This window comes from Prevotella sp. oral taxon 317 str. F0108 (assembly GCF_000162415.1).
Classification (GTDB): Bacteria; Bacteroidota; Bacteroidia; order Bacteroidales; family Bacteroidaceae; genus Prevotella; species Prevotella conceptionensis.
This window is the reverse complement of sequence record NZ_GG740073.1, coordinates 9200-22972: the sequence shown is the minus strand read 5'-3', so window position 1 is coordinate 22972 and position 13773 is coordinate 9200. Positions and strand designations below refer to the sequence as shown.

The following is a 13773-nucleotide window of genomic DNA, read 5'->3' as shown; positions in this document are numbered from 1 at the left end:
CACAATACTTATCGCCCCGACAGGCCATTGTTTGTAGGCAGCGTTATAATCCCCAATCGGTCGTTAGACCGCTTACCTATCATTTTAGGTTTTTTCCATCGCTTCCTGTTCATCTTTCGTTTGCTTGTCGGCATCTTGCCTGTCTTATTCTCTCGACGTAGCCCGCTACGCCTTTAAGAACAAGACAGGCAATATGCTCAACAATCAAACAAAATCTGCACAGGCTCTAACGACCGATTTGGGATAATCGAAAAGAATTAGTTTTGGAATGATTGTCTTACGCACGAGTTTGCATATATTGGGCGCAAACATCAGTACACAGCACCTTGTACAGGCACTACAAGCGGCTTGTACTGGTGCTACAAGAGCCTTGTACTGATACTACAAGCACCTTGTACTGACACTACAAAGTATCTTGTACTGACGCTACAAGCGGCTTGTACTGCTACTACAAAGTGCTTGTAGTGTTGTGTATTGAGATTAGTTGGCTGTTTTCGTTGTTATATTCTCCTTTTGTTGACAAGGAAAATCTTTATGTTAGATTTAGGTCGTCATGGGCTTTTCCAAAGTTCAAGCTTGGTTTACGGCAGACTATCTTTGGCCGAATGATATTGGCGTGCCAGAATTTGACGATAACGAATAATAAAAACACAGCTGGTTAGCGCACTTTTTCAACCATTGCTTTCACCTTATTATATATGTAGTCTGCGAAATCGGGGCTGCCTAGTACTTCGATGTCGTGATAAAGACCCAGTACGAAACGGCCGATGCCGAGGTAACTGGCAACGTCTGAAGAGAAAATCCAATGTTCGGAGTCGTCGGACGGGGTGATGTAAGCCGCTGCTGCGGGGTATTCTTCTAGTAGAATGCTGTGCGATAGCCGCCCCAACTTCAGCTCTACGGGCAGCCTTTCTTCACCGCTGAACATGAAAATATCAGTAAAAATGGATTTGTGTTTTTTCTCGTTGAGCCATTCCACGTCGGTCATCTCTACCGATTCGGCACGCGAAGTCTTGAAAGTCTTGTTGGTGTGACTATTTATCTCGAAACAGCGGATGTCCATTTCGGCATTGAGAAAGAGGAAAGGTTCAACCATTCTGTCGCTAACGGTTCGACTATGGGGCGACGAATAGTTTTTGAGTATCACCACTCGGCGTAGCGCAATGGCCTCGCGCAGCACGGCAGCGTTACGCTCCGTCTGTCGGCGTTGACCCACATCGGTAAGCAATTCGAGGTTGAAGAAACGTTCAAGTTTCGATTGTATGTTCTTCGAAAGGTAGTCGGTGTGCGGCAAGCGGTCGAGCAGGCGGTAGACAAACATGGCCTCTTCTTCGGTAAGGGCGATGTTCTCGTGCAGTCGTTTGAAGAAAGACGAATGGCGGTCGAGCCGATAACGGGTGTTTGTCTTAATGAGCTTAAAGCCGCATGCGCGCAGATTTTCGAGGTCGTAGTATAGCTGGCGGCGGGTTATGTCAAGGCGGTCGGCCAGCAATTGTACGGTGTAATCGCGGTTTTCGGTTAATAAAAGTAATAGTTCAAGCTCTCGTCTAAGGTTGTTCATTGCTTTTGAGGAGTAAAGGAGTAAAGGAGTAAGGAGTAAAGGAGTAAGGAGTGAGGAGTGGGAGGGAGTGAAGGGGTAAGGAGTGGGAGTAAGGGATAAGTAACAACAGGTGAAAAGTTGAGCAGTTGAAGGGTAAGCTGCTAATTAAGGCATTTGCCTCGCTGTTCAAAGCCATTTGGCTTACCTCCTTTACTTCTAACTACTTGTCTCCCATTACTTACTCCTTACTCCTTTACTACTTAACTCCCCCAAAAACGCTTACTTCTTCACCACCTTCATCATCTCCTCAACGGCCCTAACCAGTTGTCGGTCGTATCCGTTGAGATAGTCTTCGGGTGTGTTATACACTTCGATGTCGGGGTCGAGCTGAGTGTTTTCGCCATAATTGCCACGCATGTCGCGACATCCCACCTGCGGAATGCCGAACACGATGGAGGGGTCGAGCAGACTTTCCCACCAAACGGCGGTCATGGTTCCTGCAACGGGCGTGCCAATCAGCTTGCCAATGCCCAACTCCTTATATACCCAGGGGAAACCGTGGCCGTTGCTGTAATCGTCTTCGCACACCATTACGCACGAGGGTTTGGTCCATTTGTTGAAGGGGTCGCTACCCACATATCGTCCGTTAGGCACGAATTGTTGGTATTCCTTGCCGCTAAGCAGCGTGCAAAGGTCGTCGTGTAGCCATCCGCCGCCATTGTGACGCTCGTCTACGATAACGGCATCTCTGCAGCGGTTGGTGTCGCTAAGCAGTTCGAGGTACACTTGACGGAAGCTTGAGCTGTTCATCGCCTTAACGTGCACGTAGGCTAAACGGCCTCCCGAAAGGCTATCTACAAGGTGGCGGTTGCGGTCTACCCAGCGTTTGTACAGCAACTCTTGTTGTTCGCCAGCCGAAATGGGACGTATCACCACATCAAAGTGTTTCTTGCCTTTGGGGTTGAACACCGAAATGCGCACAGGTTTGCCCACTTTACCGTCGAGCAAGTGGTAATAGTCTTTGCCTTGCAGAATGCTGTCGCCGTCTATCTTCTCGATGATGCAGCCCGGAGTAACCTTTGTGTTGCGCACGGCAAATGGTCCGCGCTTGATTACTTCTTGCACGCGAAGGCCATCGCCTTGATATTCGGTATCGAAGAAAAGGCCCAATTCTGCCGTTTGCAGTTTCGGAGCGGTGCCCCAAAAGCGTGCGCCAGTGTGCGAGGCGTTCAGTTCACCCAACATTTCGCTGAGCATTTCGCTGAAATCGAAGTTGTTGTTGATGTGGGGAAGGAACTTTTCGTACACCTTACGATAGTTAGCCCAGTCTACTCCGTGCAGCGTAGGCACGTAGAACTTATCCTTAACTTGCTGCCATACATGGTTAAACATGTATTGTCTTTCGGCGTAGGGCTTGAAGTTGAAACGCGCCTCGAACTCAATGTTCTTGCTTGTGTTGCTGCCCAAGTCGATCTTCTTGATGGCGTTGTAGGTGCAGAGGTACAAGTTGCGGAAGTCTTTGTCGGGGATGAATTCGCCGCCGCCCACGTTCTTCATTACGAGGGCCGTTTTGTTTTCGCTAATCTCGCGTTTCCAAAGGTCGTACCCACTTTCGAACGCCGATTGGTAGTACAATGTGTCGCCGCCATTGCTCAGCACATAGTCGCCTAAGTGCGAAGAGTGGTCGGTAAGGCGAATAACGCGGTCGCGGCAGTTCTCCAAATCGAACTCCAAAGCCTTCACATCGTCTTTCTTATCTTTCTTAGCCGAGCCAAGTTTCAGCTTGTCTTCTTCTTTTTCTTTCTTGTTTTCATCCTTTTCTTGCACTTCGTTCTTGGCTAGTTCGCGTTCTTCCTTGTTTCGTCTGAACTTTTCGTAAGCGTCGAGGTCGAAGAACATGATGTAAACGTCGCGTTCGGCACCCCACGAACCATGACTGCGATAGCCGGCGCGGTCGCTACTGAAAAGCATTGCCTTGCCGCCGAGCACCCATCGGGGGCCTACGTCGCTGTATCCGCTTTGCGTAAGGTTGTGAATTTCGCCCTTTCCATCGGCCTTTACCAAGGCAACGTCGGGACTGTTCCAGCCGCCAACGCCGATATAGGATGAGAGCAACCAACGGCTGTCGGGGCTCCATGCAAAGCTAATGTCGCCATCGGAGTAGGAGTAAACGTACTTCCCGTCCATCACCGTGCGCACAGCCTTGCTCTTAATGTCGAGAACGCGCAGGGTGGAGCGGTCTTCGAAGAAGGCGATGCTCTTGCCGTCGGGGCTGAAACGAGGCTGTTGCGAGGTGCGGTCGCTCTTTACCAGCTGTTCTTCTTCAAGTTGAGTGGCGTATGCAAAGCTTTTTTCCTTGTCTAGTTTCAGCTTTGTGCGATAGATTTGCCATAGTCCGCCGCGTTCTGATGCGTAAACGATGCTTCGCCCGTCGGGAGCGAATTGTATTTCGCGCTCTTGTTCGGGCGTGTCGGTTATCTGTTTGGTGGTGCGATAGTTGTTAGACGTAACATACACGTCGCCATGCAGCACAAAGGCCAGCTCCTTGCCGTCGGGCGAAAGTGCAATCTCCGTTGCGCCCGTAAAAAGCGTCTGCCTGTCAAGGTCTGTGTCTATCTTGTCGGTTACGATGTTCACTTTCAGTTTCTGCGGTTGCTCGCCTTGTTTCAAAGTATATATCTCGCCGTCGTAGCCATAACACAGCGTTCCGTTGTTGGCGGCGGTTAGAAAGCGCACGGGATTGGTGGTGTGGCGAGTTAGTTGTTGCTTGCCAGTGCCGTCGATGTTGCGCACGTACACGTTAAAGGTGCCGTCTTCTTCGCTGAGATAGTAAAAGGTGTCGCCCTGCGCCGCCCAAACGGGTGTGCGGTCTTCGCCGTTAAAGTTGGTAAGCTTAGTGTATTTGCCGCCGCGACGCAGCCAAATGTCTCGCGTGATGGGCGAGCGATGGTGCTTGCGCCAGGGGTCTTCGTAGCCCTTTTGGTCGTGATACAGCAAGTCGCCGTTGGGCCTAATGCTGATGTCCATCATCGGAAGGGCCGAGAAAAGGTGGGGTCGGCTGCCGTTGGTGCCCACTTCATACACCTGGGGGAGCATTCTGTTGGCAAAGATAATGCTCTTGGCCGAGGGTATGATGCTACTGGTGTAAAGCACGGTATTGTTGTCTTTAAATGCGATGGGTGTCTCGCTGTTGCTATTGGTGGTTAGTCTGCGTGGCGTACCGCCTTCGCGTTGCATCACATATACATCCATGCTGCCTTCTCGGTTAGAGCAAAACGCCAGCTGCTTGCTGTCGGGACTCCACACGGGATGCGTGTCGTAGGCGGCGTTGGTAGTAAGTTGTCGTGCTGTTCCACCCGTTGTAGGAACGGTGTAGATGTCGCCTTTGTAGGTGAAGGCCACGGCAGAGCCGTCGGGCGAGATGGCGCAATAGCGCATCCACAAAGGACTTTCTTGGGCCGATACCGATGTAGCTAGGGCAAGGGCCACGATAGTCAGGGTCGTTTTCATCATCAAATATTGGAATGTCTTTATATTATTTGCGATTGTTCGGATAGCTGATGGTGGGGCAGGGTGGCGTTTGCGCCACTTCGTTATGCTGCTCGCGCAAGATGGTTTCCTTATATATATGGCTGCAAATATATTGATTATTCACGAGACAGCAAAGCGGTTGGGAGAGAAAATGTAACAAAGTAGATGGGTTTTAAGTTGATGAGTTGGCTGGTTAACAAGTTGGTAGGGAGGTTTTCGGTTAAAAGGTGCACCCTTATAGGGCGTTGGTAGCATTTCATAAAGAAATGTTTTGTTAGCGATTTGAGCGTGTTGGGAAGATGCAGAATAACTTTTTCAAAAGCGAATTATGTGCGAAAAATAACTTTTCAAAAAGTGATTTTCGGGCAATAAATAGCTTTTTAAAAAGTTATTGGTTGCATTGCTTTTCGCAGCATGGTGTTTACATACGGCTAGCAAAAGGCATTTTGCAGTGTCTGGGAGAATGTTTTTGGTGTGATAAGGTTGACTTCTTGCCGCCGTTGTCGGCTTTTGTCTATCGTTTGGCCATATTTGTGCGGTATATGGTGTAAGTATTGATAGTGCAAAGAAGTATAATAAAGCGTCAAAAATACTTTGAATAATCACCAAAATATAGTATTTTTGCAACGTGTTATGCAAGTAGCATACCTAAATCAAGGTATTGCCAACGGGCAAAAAGTTTGTTTTTTGTACAGGTTTTAGCCGAAAGCATCGGCCAAACTTGGCGGTTTTATCGTGCAGGGTGTGCGTTGTTCTTGGGGAGGAGGCGCGTTCCGTGTGTCGAGAGGTAAGGCGCAAACAAGCCAAACTAGCCCCCAAAACCATGATGCGCAACGCAAAAAGACGGCCCTTTGGCACATGGGGATTGCCCAGGCTCGCCTAAAACAAACGCGATAGATAACAGGAAATAATACAAACATAATTAAATAATTAAATTTCAATCAATTTATGTGGTTAATCAATTCTTCTATCGGTAGAAAGGTTGTCATGTCTGTAACTGGCGTGGCGCTCGTTCTGTTCCTGACATTCCATATGTCGATGAACATCGTTGCGCTGTTCTCGGGCGAGGCATACAACATGGTCTGCGAGTTTTTGGGTGCCAACTGGTATGCCGTAGTTGCCACGCTTGGCCTTGGAGCCTTGACCGTGGCGCACATTGTGTATGCCTTCATCCTCACGGCACAAAACCGCAGGGCCCGCGGAAACGAGCGTTACGCCGTTACCAGCAGGCACGAGAAGGTGGAGTGGGCATCGCAAAACATGCTTGTTTTGGGTATTATCATCGCCCTAGGCTTGTTGTTGCACCTCTACAACTTCTGGTACAACATGATGTTTGCAGAACTTATAGGCGTGGAAATGCAGTTCCATCCAGCCGACGGGTTCGCTTACATCAAGGAAACATTCTCTAATCCCGTTTATGTAGTGCTCTACATCGTGTGGCTTGTGGCCATTTGGTTCCACCTTTCGCACGGCTTTTGGAGTGCCATGCAAAGCCTTGGCATTAACGGCAAGGTATGGTTCAATCGTTGGAAAACCATCGGCTTGGTTTACACCACGCTGCTCATGTTGGGTTTCCTCATTGTAGTGTTGGCCTTCGCTTTCGGTTGCGCACCTAGCTTGTGCTGCTGCGCTTAAATCATGATACGTATAAAAAGATAAAGATTATGGCTATTAAAATAGATTCGAGAATTCCCGAAGGACCCGTAGCTGAGAAATGGACTAACTATAAGGCTCACCAGCGACTGGTTAACCCCAAGAATAAACTCAAACTCGACGTTATTGTGGTGGGAACTGGTCTTGCCGGTGCTAGTGCAGCCGCTTCGCTGGGCGAAATGGGTTTCAATGTACTGAACTTCTGCATACAAGACTCGCCCCGTAGGGCACACTCCATCGCCGCACAAGGTGGTATCAACGCCGCAAAGAACTATCAAAACGACGGCGACTCGGTGTATCGCCTATTCTACGACACCGTAAAGGGTGGCGACTATCGCGCTCGCGAGGCCAACGTTTACCGCTTGGCCGAGGTTAGCAACAGCATTATCGACCAATGTGTGGCGCAAGGCGTACCTTTCGCACGCGAATATGGCGGCATGTTGGCCAACCGTTCGTTCGGTGGAGCGCAGGTAAGCCGTACGTTCTACGCCAAAGGACAAACAGGACAGCAACTTTTGCTGGGTGCATATTCGGCCCTGAGCTGCCAAGTGCATGCAGGAAAGGTAAAACTGTACACGCGTTACGAGATGGAAGACGTGGTTATCGTTGACGACCGCGCACGTGGTATCATCGCCAAGAACCTTGTTACAGGTAAGTTAGAACGTTTTTCGGCCAACGCCGTGGTTATTGCTACCGGTGGATATGGCAACGCCTACTTCCTTTCTACCAACGCAATGGGCTGCAACTGCACCGCCGCCATACAGTGTTACCGCAAGGGCGCTTACTTTGCCAACCCTGCCTACGTGCAAATTCACCCCACTTGTATTCCCGTACACGGCGACAAGCAGTCTAAACTGACACTGATGTCTGAGTCGTTGCGTAACGACGGCCGTATCTGGGTGCCCAAGAAGATTGAAGACGCTAAGGCATTGCAGGCTGGACAAAAGCGTGGTTCGGACATTCCCGAAGAAGATCGCGACTATTACTTGGAGCGTCGCTATCCCGCCTTCGGCAACTTGGTGCCTCGCGACGTGGCCTCTCGTGCCGCAAAGGAGCGTTGCGACAAGGGATTCGGCGTAAACAACACGGGTCTTGCTGTGTTCCTCGATTTCTCTGAGAGTATCGAACGCCTGGGCATCGATGCCATTCGTCAGCGTTATGGCAACCTCTTCGACATGTACGAAGAGATAACCGACGTTAATCCCGGCGAGTTGGCCAACGAAATTAATGGCGTGAAGTATTACAACCCGATGATGATTTACCCTGCCATACACTACACGATGGGTGGTATCTGGGTAGATTATGAGCTGATGACCTCTATTAAGGGGCTTTTCGCCATCGGCGAGTGCAACTTCTCCGACCACGGGGCAAACCGTTTGGGTGCGTCTGCACTGATGCAAGGTCTGGCCGACGGCTACTTTGTGCTGCCTTACACCATCCAGAACTACTTGGCCGACCAAGCTATTTGGCCACGTCTTTCTACCGACCTGCCCGAGTTTGCGGAGGCCGAGAAGGGTGTGCAGGCCGAGATAGACAGGCTGATGGGCATTCAAGGTCAGCGTTCGGTAGACTCGATACACAAGGAGCTGGGCCACATCCTATGGGAACACGTGGGTATGGGTCGTACGGCCGAGGGTCTGCGCGAGGGTATCAAGAAGTTGAAAGAGCTGCGTAAGGAGTTCGACAGCAACCTCTTCATCCCTGGTTCGAAAGAAGGCTTGAACGTTGAACTTGACAAGGCTATCCACCTGCGCGACTTTATCATCATGGGCGAGCTCGAAGCCTACGACGCACTTTCGCGTAACGAGAGTTGCGGCGGACACTTCCGCGAGGAATACCAAACGGAAGAGGGTGAGGCCAAACGCGACGACGAGAACTTCTTCTACGTTGGTTGCTGGAAGTATCAAGGCGACGACACCACCGAGCCCGAACTCATTAAGGAGCCTCTGGAATACGAAGCGATAAAGGTTCAAACACGTAACTATAAGCAATAATTAAGTTAACGAGTTGACAAGTTGACGGGCTAACTCGCCAACTTAAACAAAACTAAATCACATGGACAAAAATATAAGTTTCACACTTAAAGTGTGGCGTCAGAATGGACCCAAAGCCAAAGGGCATTTTGATACGTTCGAAATGAAAGATATACCTGGCGACACTTCGTTCTTAGAGATGCTCGACATCCTTAACGAACAGCTCATCGAGGCACGCCAAGAGCCTTTCGTGTTCGACCACGACTGTCGCGAAGGCATCTGCGGTATGTGTTCGCTCTACATTAACGGTCATCCTCATGGCCCAGCTACTGGTGCAACCACCTGTCAGCTGTACATGCGTCGCTTTAAAGATGGCGACGTGATAACCGTCGAACCTTGGCGTTCGGCTGGTTTCCCTGTTATTAAGGATTGCATGGTAGACCGCGGCGCATTCGATAAGATTATCCAAGCAGGCGGTTACACCACCATTCGCACGGGTCAGCCCCAAGATGCCAACGCCATCCTCATCCCCAAGGAAGATGCCGACGAGGCAATGGACTGCGCAACGTGCATCGGTTGCGGTGCTTGCGTTGCCGCTTGCAAGAATGGTTCGGCCATGCTTTTCGTTAGTTCGAAGGTTAGTCAGCTGGCATTGTTGCCCCAAGGAAAGCCCGAGGCCGCTAAACGCGCCAAGGCAATGGTGATGACAATGGAAGAGTTGGGCTTTGGAAACTGCACCAACACTCGCGCTTGCGAGGCCGAATGCCCCAAGAACGAGTCAATCGCCAACATCGCACGCCTTAACCGCGAGTTTATTTCGGCTAAGTTGGCCGACTAAACCTCAGGGTATAACCCAACCTGTGCAACGAACATCTACACTTGCCTATGTGCAGGTGCAGATGTTTCGCCTGTGTGCAATCATGTGAGAGCGTTCTATGCCAAGGCATAGGATGTTCTCACATTTTGTTTTTAGCCAGTTAGTTAGCAGACGAGTTAATAAGTCAACAAGTTAGCGAATTGGCAGATTCTATTCTCGCGCATTAGACATAGAAACAGCGGCATTTAAATAGCAACAGCCCTTTTTGACATAAGAACATAAGGAACATAAAGTTAATCAATGCGATTATTCCAGCTCCATAGTAAGTAAGCGCGTATGGTTGCTACATCTTTTCACCTTTATAAGTATTAAGTGTTGCTATAACTTCGCCTTGAACTTATAGGGCATAGACTCAATTAATTCCAACAGAGTTTCTTTTGAAGTGTAGCCGCATTTTACCACTGATAAACCCAAATCGTTTGTTAGAGCCTGTACTGGTTTTGTTTGGTTGTTCAGCATATTGTCTTTCTTATTCTTGAAGGCGTAGCGGGCTAGGTCGAGAGAATAAGACAGGCAAAATGCCGTCAAGCAAACGAAAGATGAACAGGAAGCGATGGAAACAACCTAAAATAATTAATAAGCGGTGTAACGGCCGATTGGGGTTAAAGGTCAATACGACCTTGCTAACTTAAAAAGTAGGAAAGATGGTAGGGCGTTCTTTGCTTATGTCCCTTATGTTCTTCTGTCAAGAACAGGCTTTATATGCGAAATAGGGGAGAGGGGAAAGAAAACGCGGGTTCGGAACTTGTCCGAACGCGCGTTAACGAGAGAGATAGTGTGGGCGTTGAGGCTAATGAAGTAGCCAAGTGCAACTGAATATTGCAATGGTGGTGGCTAGCAGGGCGATGGATTTGAGAATGAAGAGTATCATCTCTCGCTGCTCACGACTAATCTTCATCGCCCAGTCCTTTGCCTGCAATCACGCCAAGCACGGCAGTGGCAATGGCGGCAATTACTTTGATGATTAACTTGAAGGTTGATAGTTTCTTGGTGTTCATTGTGCTTTGAAGTTTTAAGTTAATGTAAAAAGGGATTTTAAAGGTGAAAGGGTGAAAAGGTGAAAAGATGGCTGCGCCTTTTAAAGGTGAAAGGGTGAAAAGGTGAAAAAGTGAAAAGATGGCTGCGCCTACTGATATAATGTTTGTCTAGCTTGTCCTAGAATGTCTAGGATAACTAGAATACCTAAAATCTCTAGAATACCTAGCCCTTTATCACCCCTCGCCACCCTCACCTTTCTCCTTATCAATGTCCGGGCGTAGGAGCGGGAGTAGAGCCGCCGGCCTGCTTCTTTTTCTTTTCAATCATGTTGAGCGGCAACTCTTGCACGCGACATCCGTCAAGCAAGGCCTTCTTGCGACTCTTGTCTTTGTTTACCTTAGTCTGCGGACGGAAGAGCACATGCGTGCCCACAACATTCTTAGAGGCATTGAAGTCTTCGGCTGTGAGAGCGGGTTTGGTCTTGATGCCGATGCGGAATGAGCCAAGGCCATCGAGGCGAACAACCTTTGAGTTTTGCAACTGCTCTTTCATCACGTCGATCAGTTCGGCGATAACCGCCAGGATGTCTGCCTTCTTCAAGGTACAGTTTTGTTGCATGATGTTGGCAATTGTCGCCGTGTCTACCGTGTCGATGGCGATGGCACGTGCGTACCACTGACCTTTGAACTTGCTCTTGGGGTTCTTCTCTTGACGAAGTTTATACATTACTGCCATAATTGTGTGTTGTTTAAAAGGTTCTTTTTTTGATTAATAATGTTCACTATGTATCAGTAGAGGCCATCCGTTTCGCCCTTGAAGGGTGGGGGCAAGAACGTTTTGCGCTAGTCGACATCGCGCATACCGTGTGTGCCTGTTGGTGGGCGGCGGTGTGGTTGCTTACTGATTACGTTTGCAAAGTTACTAAATCAAGGTGCCCTTGTCAAGCAATGATGGTGTAGTGATGGGGATAGTGTTAGGTGTAGCGTTTGTAAAGGCTTGGTTTAAAGGCGAATATAAAAAGGGCGGGCTAGGCATGCGTTTGCTTGTTCCCAGCCCGCCCTTCGTGTTTGCGGTTGTGTTTTGGGCGTGGTTAATGCCTAAACGTCCAGTTCAGATTTTATTTTGCGATTGCCTGCGGCGTTATACGATACGTGTAGCCAATTAGCCCCATCGCTTTTTCGATGCTCAAACAGCAGCTGGTCGTAGTCAAGACGTTCGGCAACGAAGTTGAACATCTTCATGGCCACCTCTTTATTAGAAAGGTGAATGTCGGCAGCTTGTCCCAGCAGGTGTTGCGAATTGGGTTTGCCGCCCACCATGTTGTTAAGCTCTTCGCAACGATAGCCACTGGTTATGCGTATCACGCCAAAGCGGCGGCGTAGGGGTTCTAATACGTTCTCACAAAGTAGGCGAAGGTTATTAATTGCGTTGGGTGTCGGGGTATTCGCAATGTTATGGCGTATAGCAACGCCTGAACGCACGAACTCTGCAAGGGTGAAGTGCGGGGTTAACGTCTGGTTGAGGGTGATGTGTTGTGTGGTCATAGCTGAATGTTGTTCTTTTGGTTGGAGAAATGTGTGGGTAAGTTTGTGAGCTCTTTTGTTAGTTGATGATGTTTTTGCTGTCGGCGAGTTGACAAGTTGACGCCTTAACTCAAAACAACTCACACTGCCATCCATGTCTGTAACGGTTCGTTAACGCCCTGTTCGTAGAGCAAATGGCAGTAGCGTTCTAGTAAAGGGGCCTGCTTAGTGTTTTTACGTTGCATGGCTTTGCCCACAAAGGCACTGGGGTTTCGGGGCATGGAGAGCAAAAAGTTGTCGCAGGCGCGTTGCACCATCCACAGAAAAGTGGCAGGTCGACCTTGGTCGTCGCGTACGTAAGAGAAGGTATAGGCCAGGTGAACCATCTCCAGTAAGTCGGTTTTGGTGCCAATCCACCTTTGCTTTCCGTTGTGTTGAGTAGAGAGCAAGGGCGCGAATGCCTTGATGAGGTGTTGTCGGGCTTGGGTTAGTCGCTGCTTGCTTTCGGTGTGTTCTGGGTTGTTAAGAAGATTATTCATACAGATTTGCTTTTGAATGATTGTTTTGATTTCTGCTGCAAACTTACTGCGAGATAGAGAAAGGACACTTCAAAGCAAATGTTTTTCTGTTAATAAAGAATAACGAAACTGCGGATGGCGAAGGTTGTTTGCAGCCTTTTGTACTTGTAATGCAACACCAACAAGAGCCAAAAGCCTGCAACCACAGCCAAGACAACCCGCTACAACCGCCTATTATATAATAGGTGTACCACCACAAAGAAAGGCTCGCCCCGCGATAGAGCGAGCCTTTATTATGTTGTGGCATGTACTGAAAACACAGCAAAGGTAATCTCTTAAACCTGCCTATAACAAAGCCGTTATTGAGTGCCTTGCACATTACAACCCCAGCCCCGGCAGACCAGAGCAAGCCTGTAACAAAGCCGTTGTTGAGCATGTTGCACATTACAACTGCCCACCAGCAGACCAAAGCGAGCCTTACCAGCCTCGTTTCTTTCCTACTTCTTCATGTTCTTGGCGAAGAAACCAGCCAGATATTTAGCCCACACCCAGCAGTTCAACCTCAAAAACAAGGGTCGACCCACCAGGTATACCAGCTTGCGACAGCTTGCCATAACCCACCTCGGCCGGCAAATACAACTCCCATTTATCGCCAACGTGCATCTGTTGCAGGGCAATTATCCAGCCCTCAATAAGGTCGCACAATCGGCAAGCAAGTGGAACGCCGCCCACGCTCGTGTCGAATTTCCGCCCATTGATAGTTCGCCCCGTGTAGTGCACCGTTACGATGCTTCTTGGTGAAGGGTTTGCGCCGCCAGTTCCGCCCTGCTTAATCACCTTATACATTACGCCCTTAGTGAGGCATTTCACCCCCGCTTCTTTTGCTTTTTCTTCAAGCCAGCGTTTGTTGGCTTCTATATATTCACGTTTTGCCATGTTGTTTTGGGTTTGTGGTGGAACATATCTTGGAACGTAGAATGTCTTCCTAACACACGTTTAGCGGTGATTTGAACGGAGTTATGCCCCCCCCCCCTCGTGGTGGGGAGTGCTGTGCCTATCAAGGCTGCAAGAAAAGAAGCACTGCCAATGCGTGGAGGGTTTCATGCAGAGCCTGCTTAATACGTTTGATACGGCACAGTCTGGTTGGAAGCCTGAATCTAAATCTCATTCATACTAATTC

At 49.1% G+C, this 13773-nt stretch carries 10 protein-coding genes; 3 read left to right on the top strand and 7 right to left on the bottom strand.

Annotated features, from left to right (window positions below):
* Window positions 1-658: 658 nt before the first annotated feature.
* The gene (locus HMPREF0670_RS06960; RefSeq protein ID WP_009230447.1) at window positions 659-1561 is read right to left on the bottom strand and encodes a helix-turn-helix transcriptional regulator; all 903 of its coding nucleotides are present in this window, start codon (window positions 1559-1561) and stop codon (window positions 659-661) included.
* Window positions 1562-1819: 258 nt separating this feature from the next.
* Window positions 1820-5053 carry a S41 family peptidase gene (locus tag HMPREF0670_RS06955; protein ID WP_009230446.1) on the bottom strand — a complete coding sequence of 1078 codons (3234 nt, stop codon included), beginning with the start codon at window positions 5051-5053 and terminating at the stop codon, window positions 1820-1822.
* 966 nt (window positions 5054-6019) lie between these two features.
* Between HMPREF0670_RS06955 and HMPREF0670_RS06950 the strand changes: the two genes are divergently transcribed.
* The 3 genes from HMPREF0670_RS06950 to HMPREF0670_RS06940 all read left to right on the top strand — a co-directional run bounded on the left by HMPREF0670_RS06950 (window position 6020) and on the right by HMPREF0670_RS06940 (window position 9535).
* Complete coding sequence (locus HMPREF0670_RS06950; RefSeq protein WP_009230443.1) at window positions 6020-6706, top strand: succinate dehydrogenase/fumarate reductase cytochrome b subunit; 687 nt, start codon at window positions 6020-6022, stop codon at window positions 6704-6706.
* Between the two features lie 29 nt (window positions 6707-6735).
* Window positions 6736-8718: a fumarate reductase/succinate dehydrogenase flavoprotein subunit gene (locus HMPREF0670_RS06945; protein WP_009230442.1), complete on the top strand. Its 1983-nt coding sequence runs from the start codon at window positions 6736-6738 to the stop codon at window positions 8716-8718.
* A gap of 61 nt (window positions 8719-8779) precedes the next feature.
* A complete protein-coding gene (locus HMPREF0670_RS06940) occupies window positions 8780-9535 on the top strand; it encodes a succinate dehydrogenase/fumarate reductase iron-sulfur subunit (protein WP_009230441.1) in 756 nt (251 codons plus the stop codon).
* A gap of 926 nt (window positions 9536-10461) precedes the next feature.
* On the opposite strand, the gene HMPREF0670_RS16285 is transcribed toward HMPREF0670_RS06940, so the two are convergent.
* The 5 genes from HMPREF0670_RS16285 to HMPREF0670_RS06915 all read right to left on the bottom strand — a co-directional run bounded on the left by HMPREF0670_RS16285 (window position 10462) and on the right by HMPREF0670_RS06915 (window position 13529).
* The gene (locus HMPREF0670_RS16285) at window positions 10462-10572 is read right to left on the bottom strand and encodes a smalltalk protein (protein WP_157579585.1); all 111 of its coding nucleotides are present in this window, start codon (window positions 10570-10572) and stop codon (window positions 10462-10464) included.
* Between the two features lie 244 nt (window positions 10573-10816).
* Complete coding sequence (locus HMPREF0670_RS06935) at window positions 10817-11287, bottom strand: HU family DNA-binding protein (RefSeq protein ID WP_009230439.1); 471 nt, start codon at window positions 11285-11287, stop codon at window positions 10817-10819.
* Window positions 11288-11649: 362 nt separating this feature from the next.
* Window positions 11650-12096 (bottom strand): D-Ala-D-Ala carboxypeptidase family metallohydrolase, encoded by a 447-nt coding sequence (locus HMPREF0670_RS06930; protein ID WP_044077922.1) that lies wholly within the window; start codon window positions 12094-12096, stop codon window positions 11650-11652.
* A 119-nt stretch (window positions 12097-12215) separates the two neighbouring features.
* Window positions 12216-12614, bottom strand: a complete 399-nt coding sequence (locus HMPREF0670_RS06925; protein WP_009230437.1) for a hypothetical protein — start codon at window positions 12612-12614, stop codon at window positions 12216-12218.
* Window positions 12615-13130: 516 nt separating this feature from the next.
* Window positions 13131-13529, bottom strand: coding sequence for an FKBP-type peptidyl-prolyl cis-trans isomerase (locus HMPREF0670_RS06915; RefSeq protein WP_009230436.1), 399 nt, complete (start codon window positions 13527-13529; stop codon window positions 13131-13133).
* Window positions 13530-13773: the final 244 nt, after the last annotated feature.

Coding starts and splice junctions, on each gene's coding strand:
- HMPREF0670_RS06960 (WP_009230447.1), bottom strand. CDS start 1,561: ATGAACAACCTTAGACGAGAGCTTGAACTATTACTTTTATTAACCGAA.
- HMPREF0670_RS06955 (WP_009230446.1), bottom strand. CDS start 5,053: ATGATGAAAACGACCCTGACTATCGTGGCCCTTGCCCTAGCTACATCG.
- HMPREF0670_RS06950 (WP_009230443.1), top strand. CDS start 6,020: ATGTGGTTAATCAATTCTTCTATCGGTAGAAAGGTTGTCATGTCTGTA.
- HMPREF0670_RS06945 (WP_009230442.1), top strand. CDS start 6,736: ATGGCTATTAAAATAGATTCGAGAATTCCCGAAGGACCCGTAGCTGAG.
- HMPREF0670_RS06940 (WP_009230441.1), top strand. CDS start 8,780: ATGGACAAAAATATAAGTTTCACACTTAAAGTGTGGCGTCAGAATGGA.
- HMPREF0670_RS16285 (WP_157579585.1), bottom strand. CDS start 10,572: ATGAACACCAAGAAACTATCAACCTTCAAGTTAATCATCAAAGTAATT.
- HMPREF0670_RS06935 (WP_009230439.1), bottom strand. CDS start 11,287: ATGGCAGTAATGTATAAACTTCGTCAAGAGAAGAACCCCAAGAGCAAG.
- HMPREF0670_RS06930 (WP_044077922.1), bottom strand. CDS start 12,096: ATGACCACACAACACATCACCCTCAACCAGACGTTAACCCCGCACTTC.
- HMPREF0670_RS06925 (WP_009230437.1), bottom strand. CDS start 12,614: ATGAATAATCTTCTTAACAACCCAGAACACACCGAAAGCAAGCAGCGA.
- HMPREF0670_RS06915 (WP_009230436.1), bottom strand. CDS start 13,529: ATGGCAAAACGTGAATATATAGAAGCCAACAAACGCTGGCTTGAAGAA.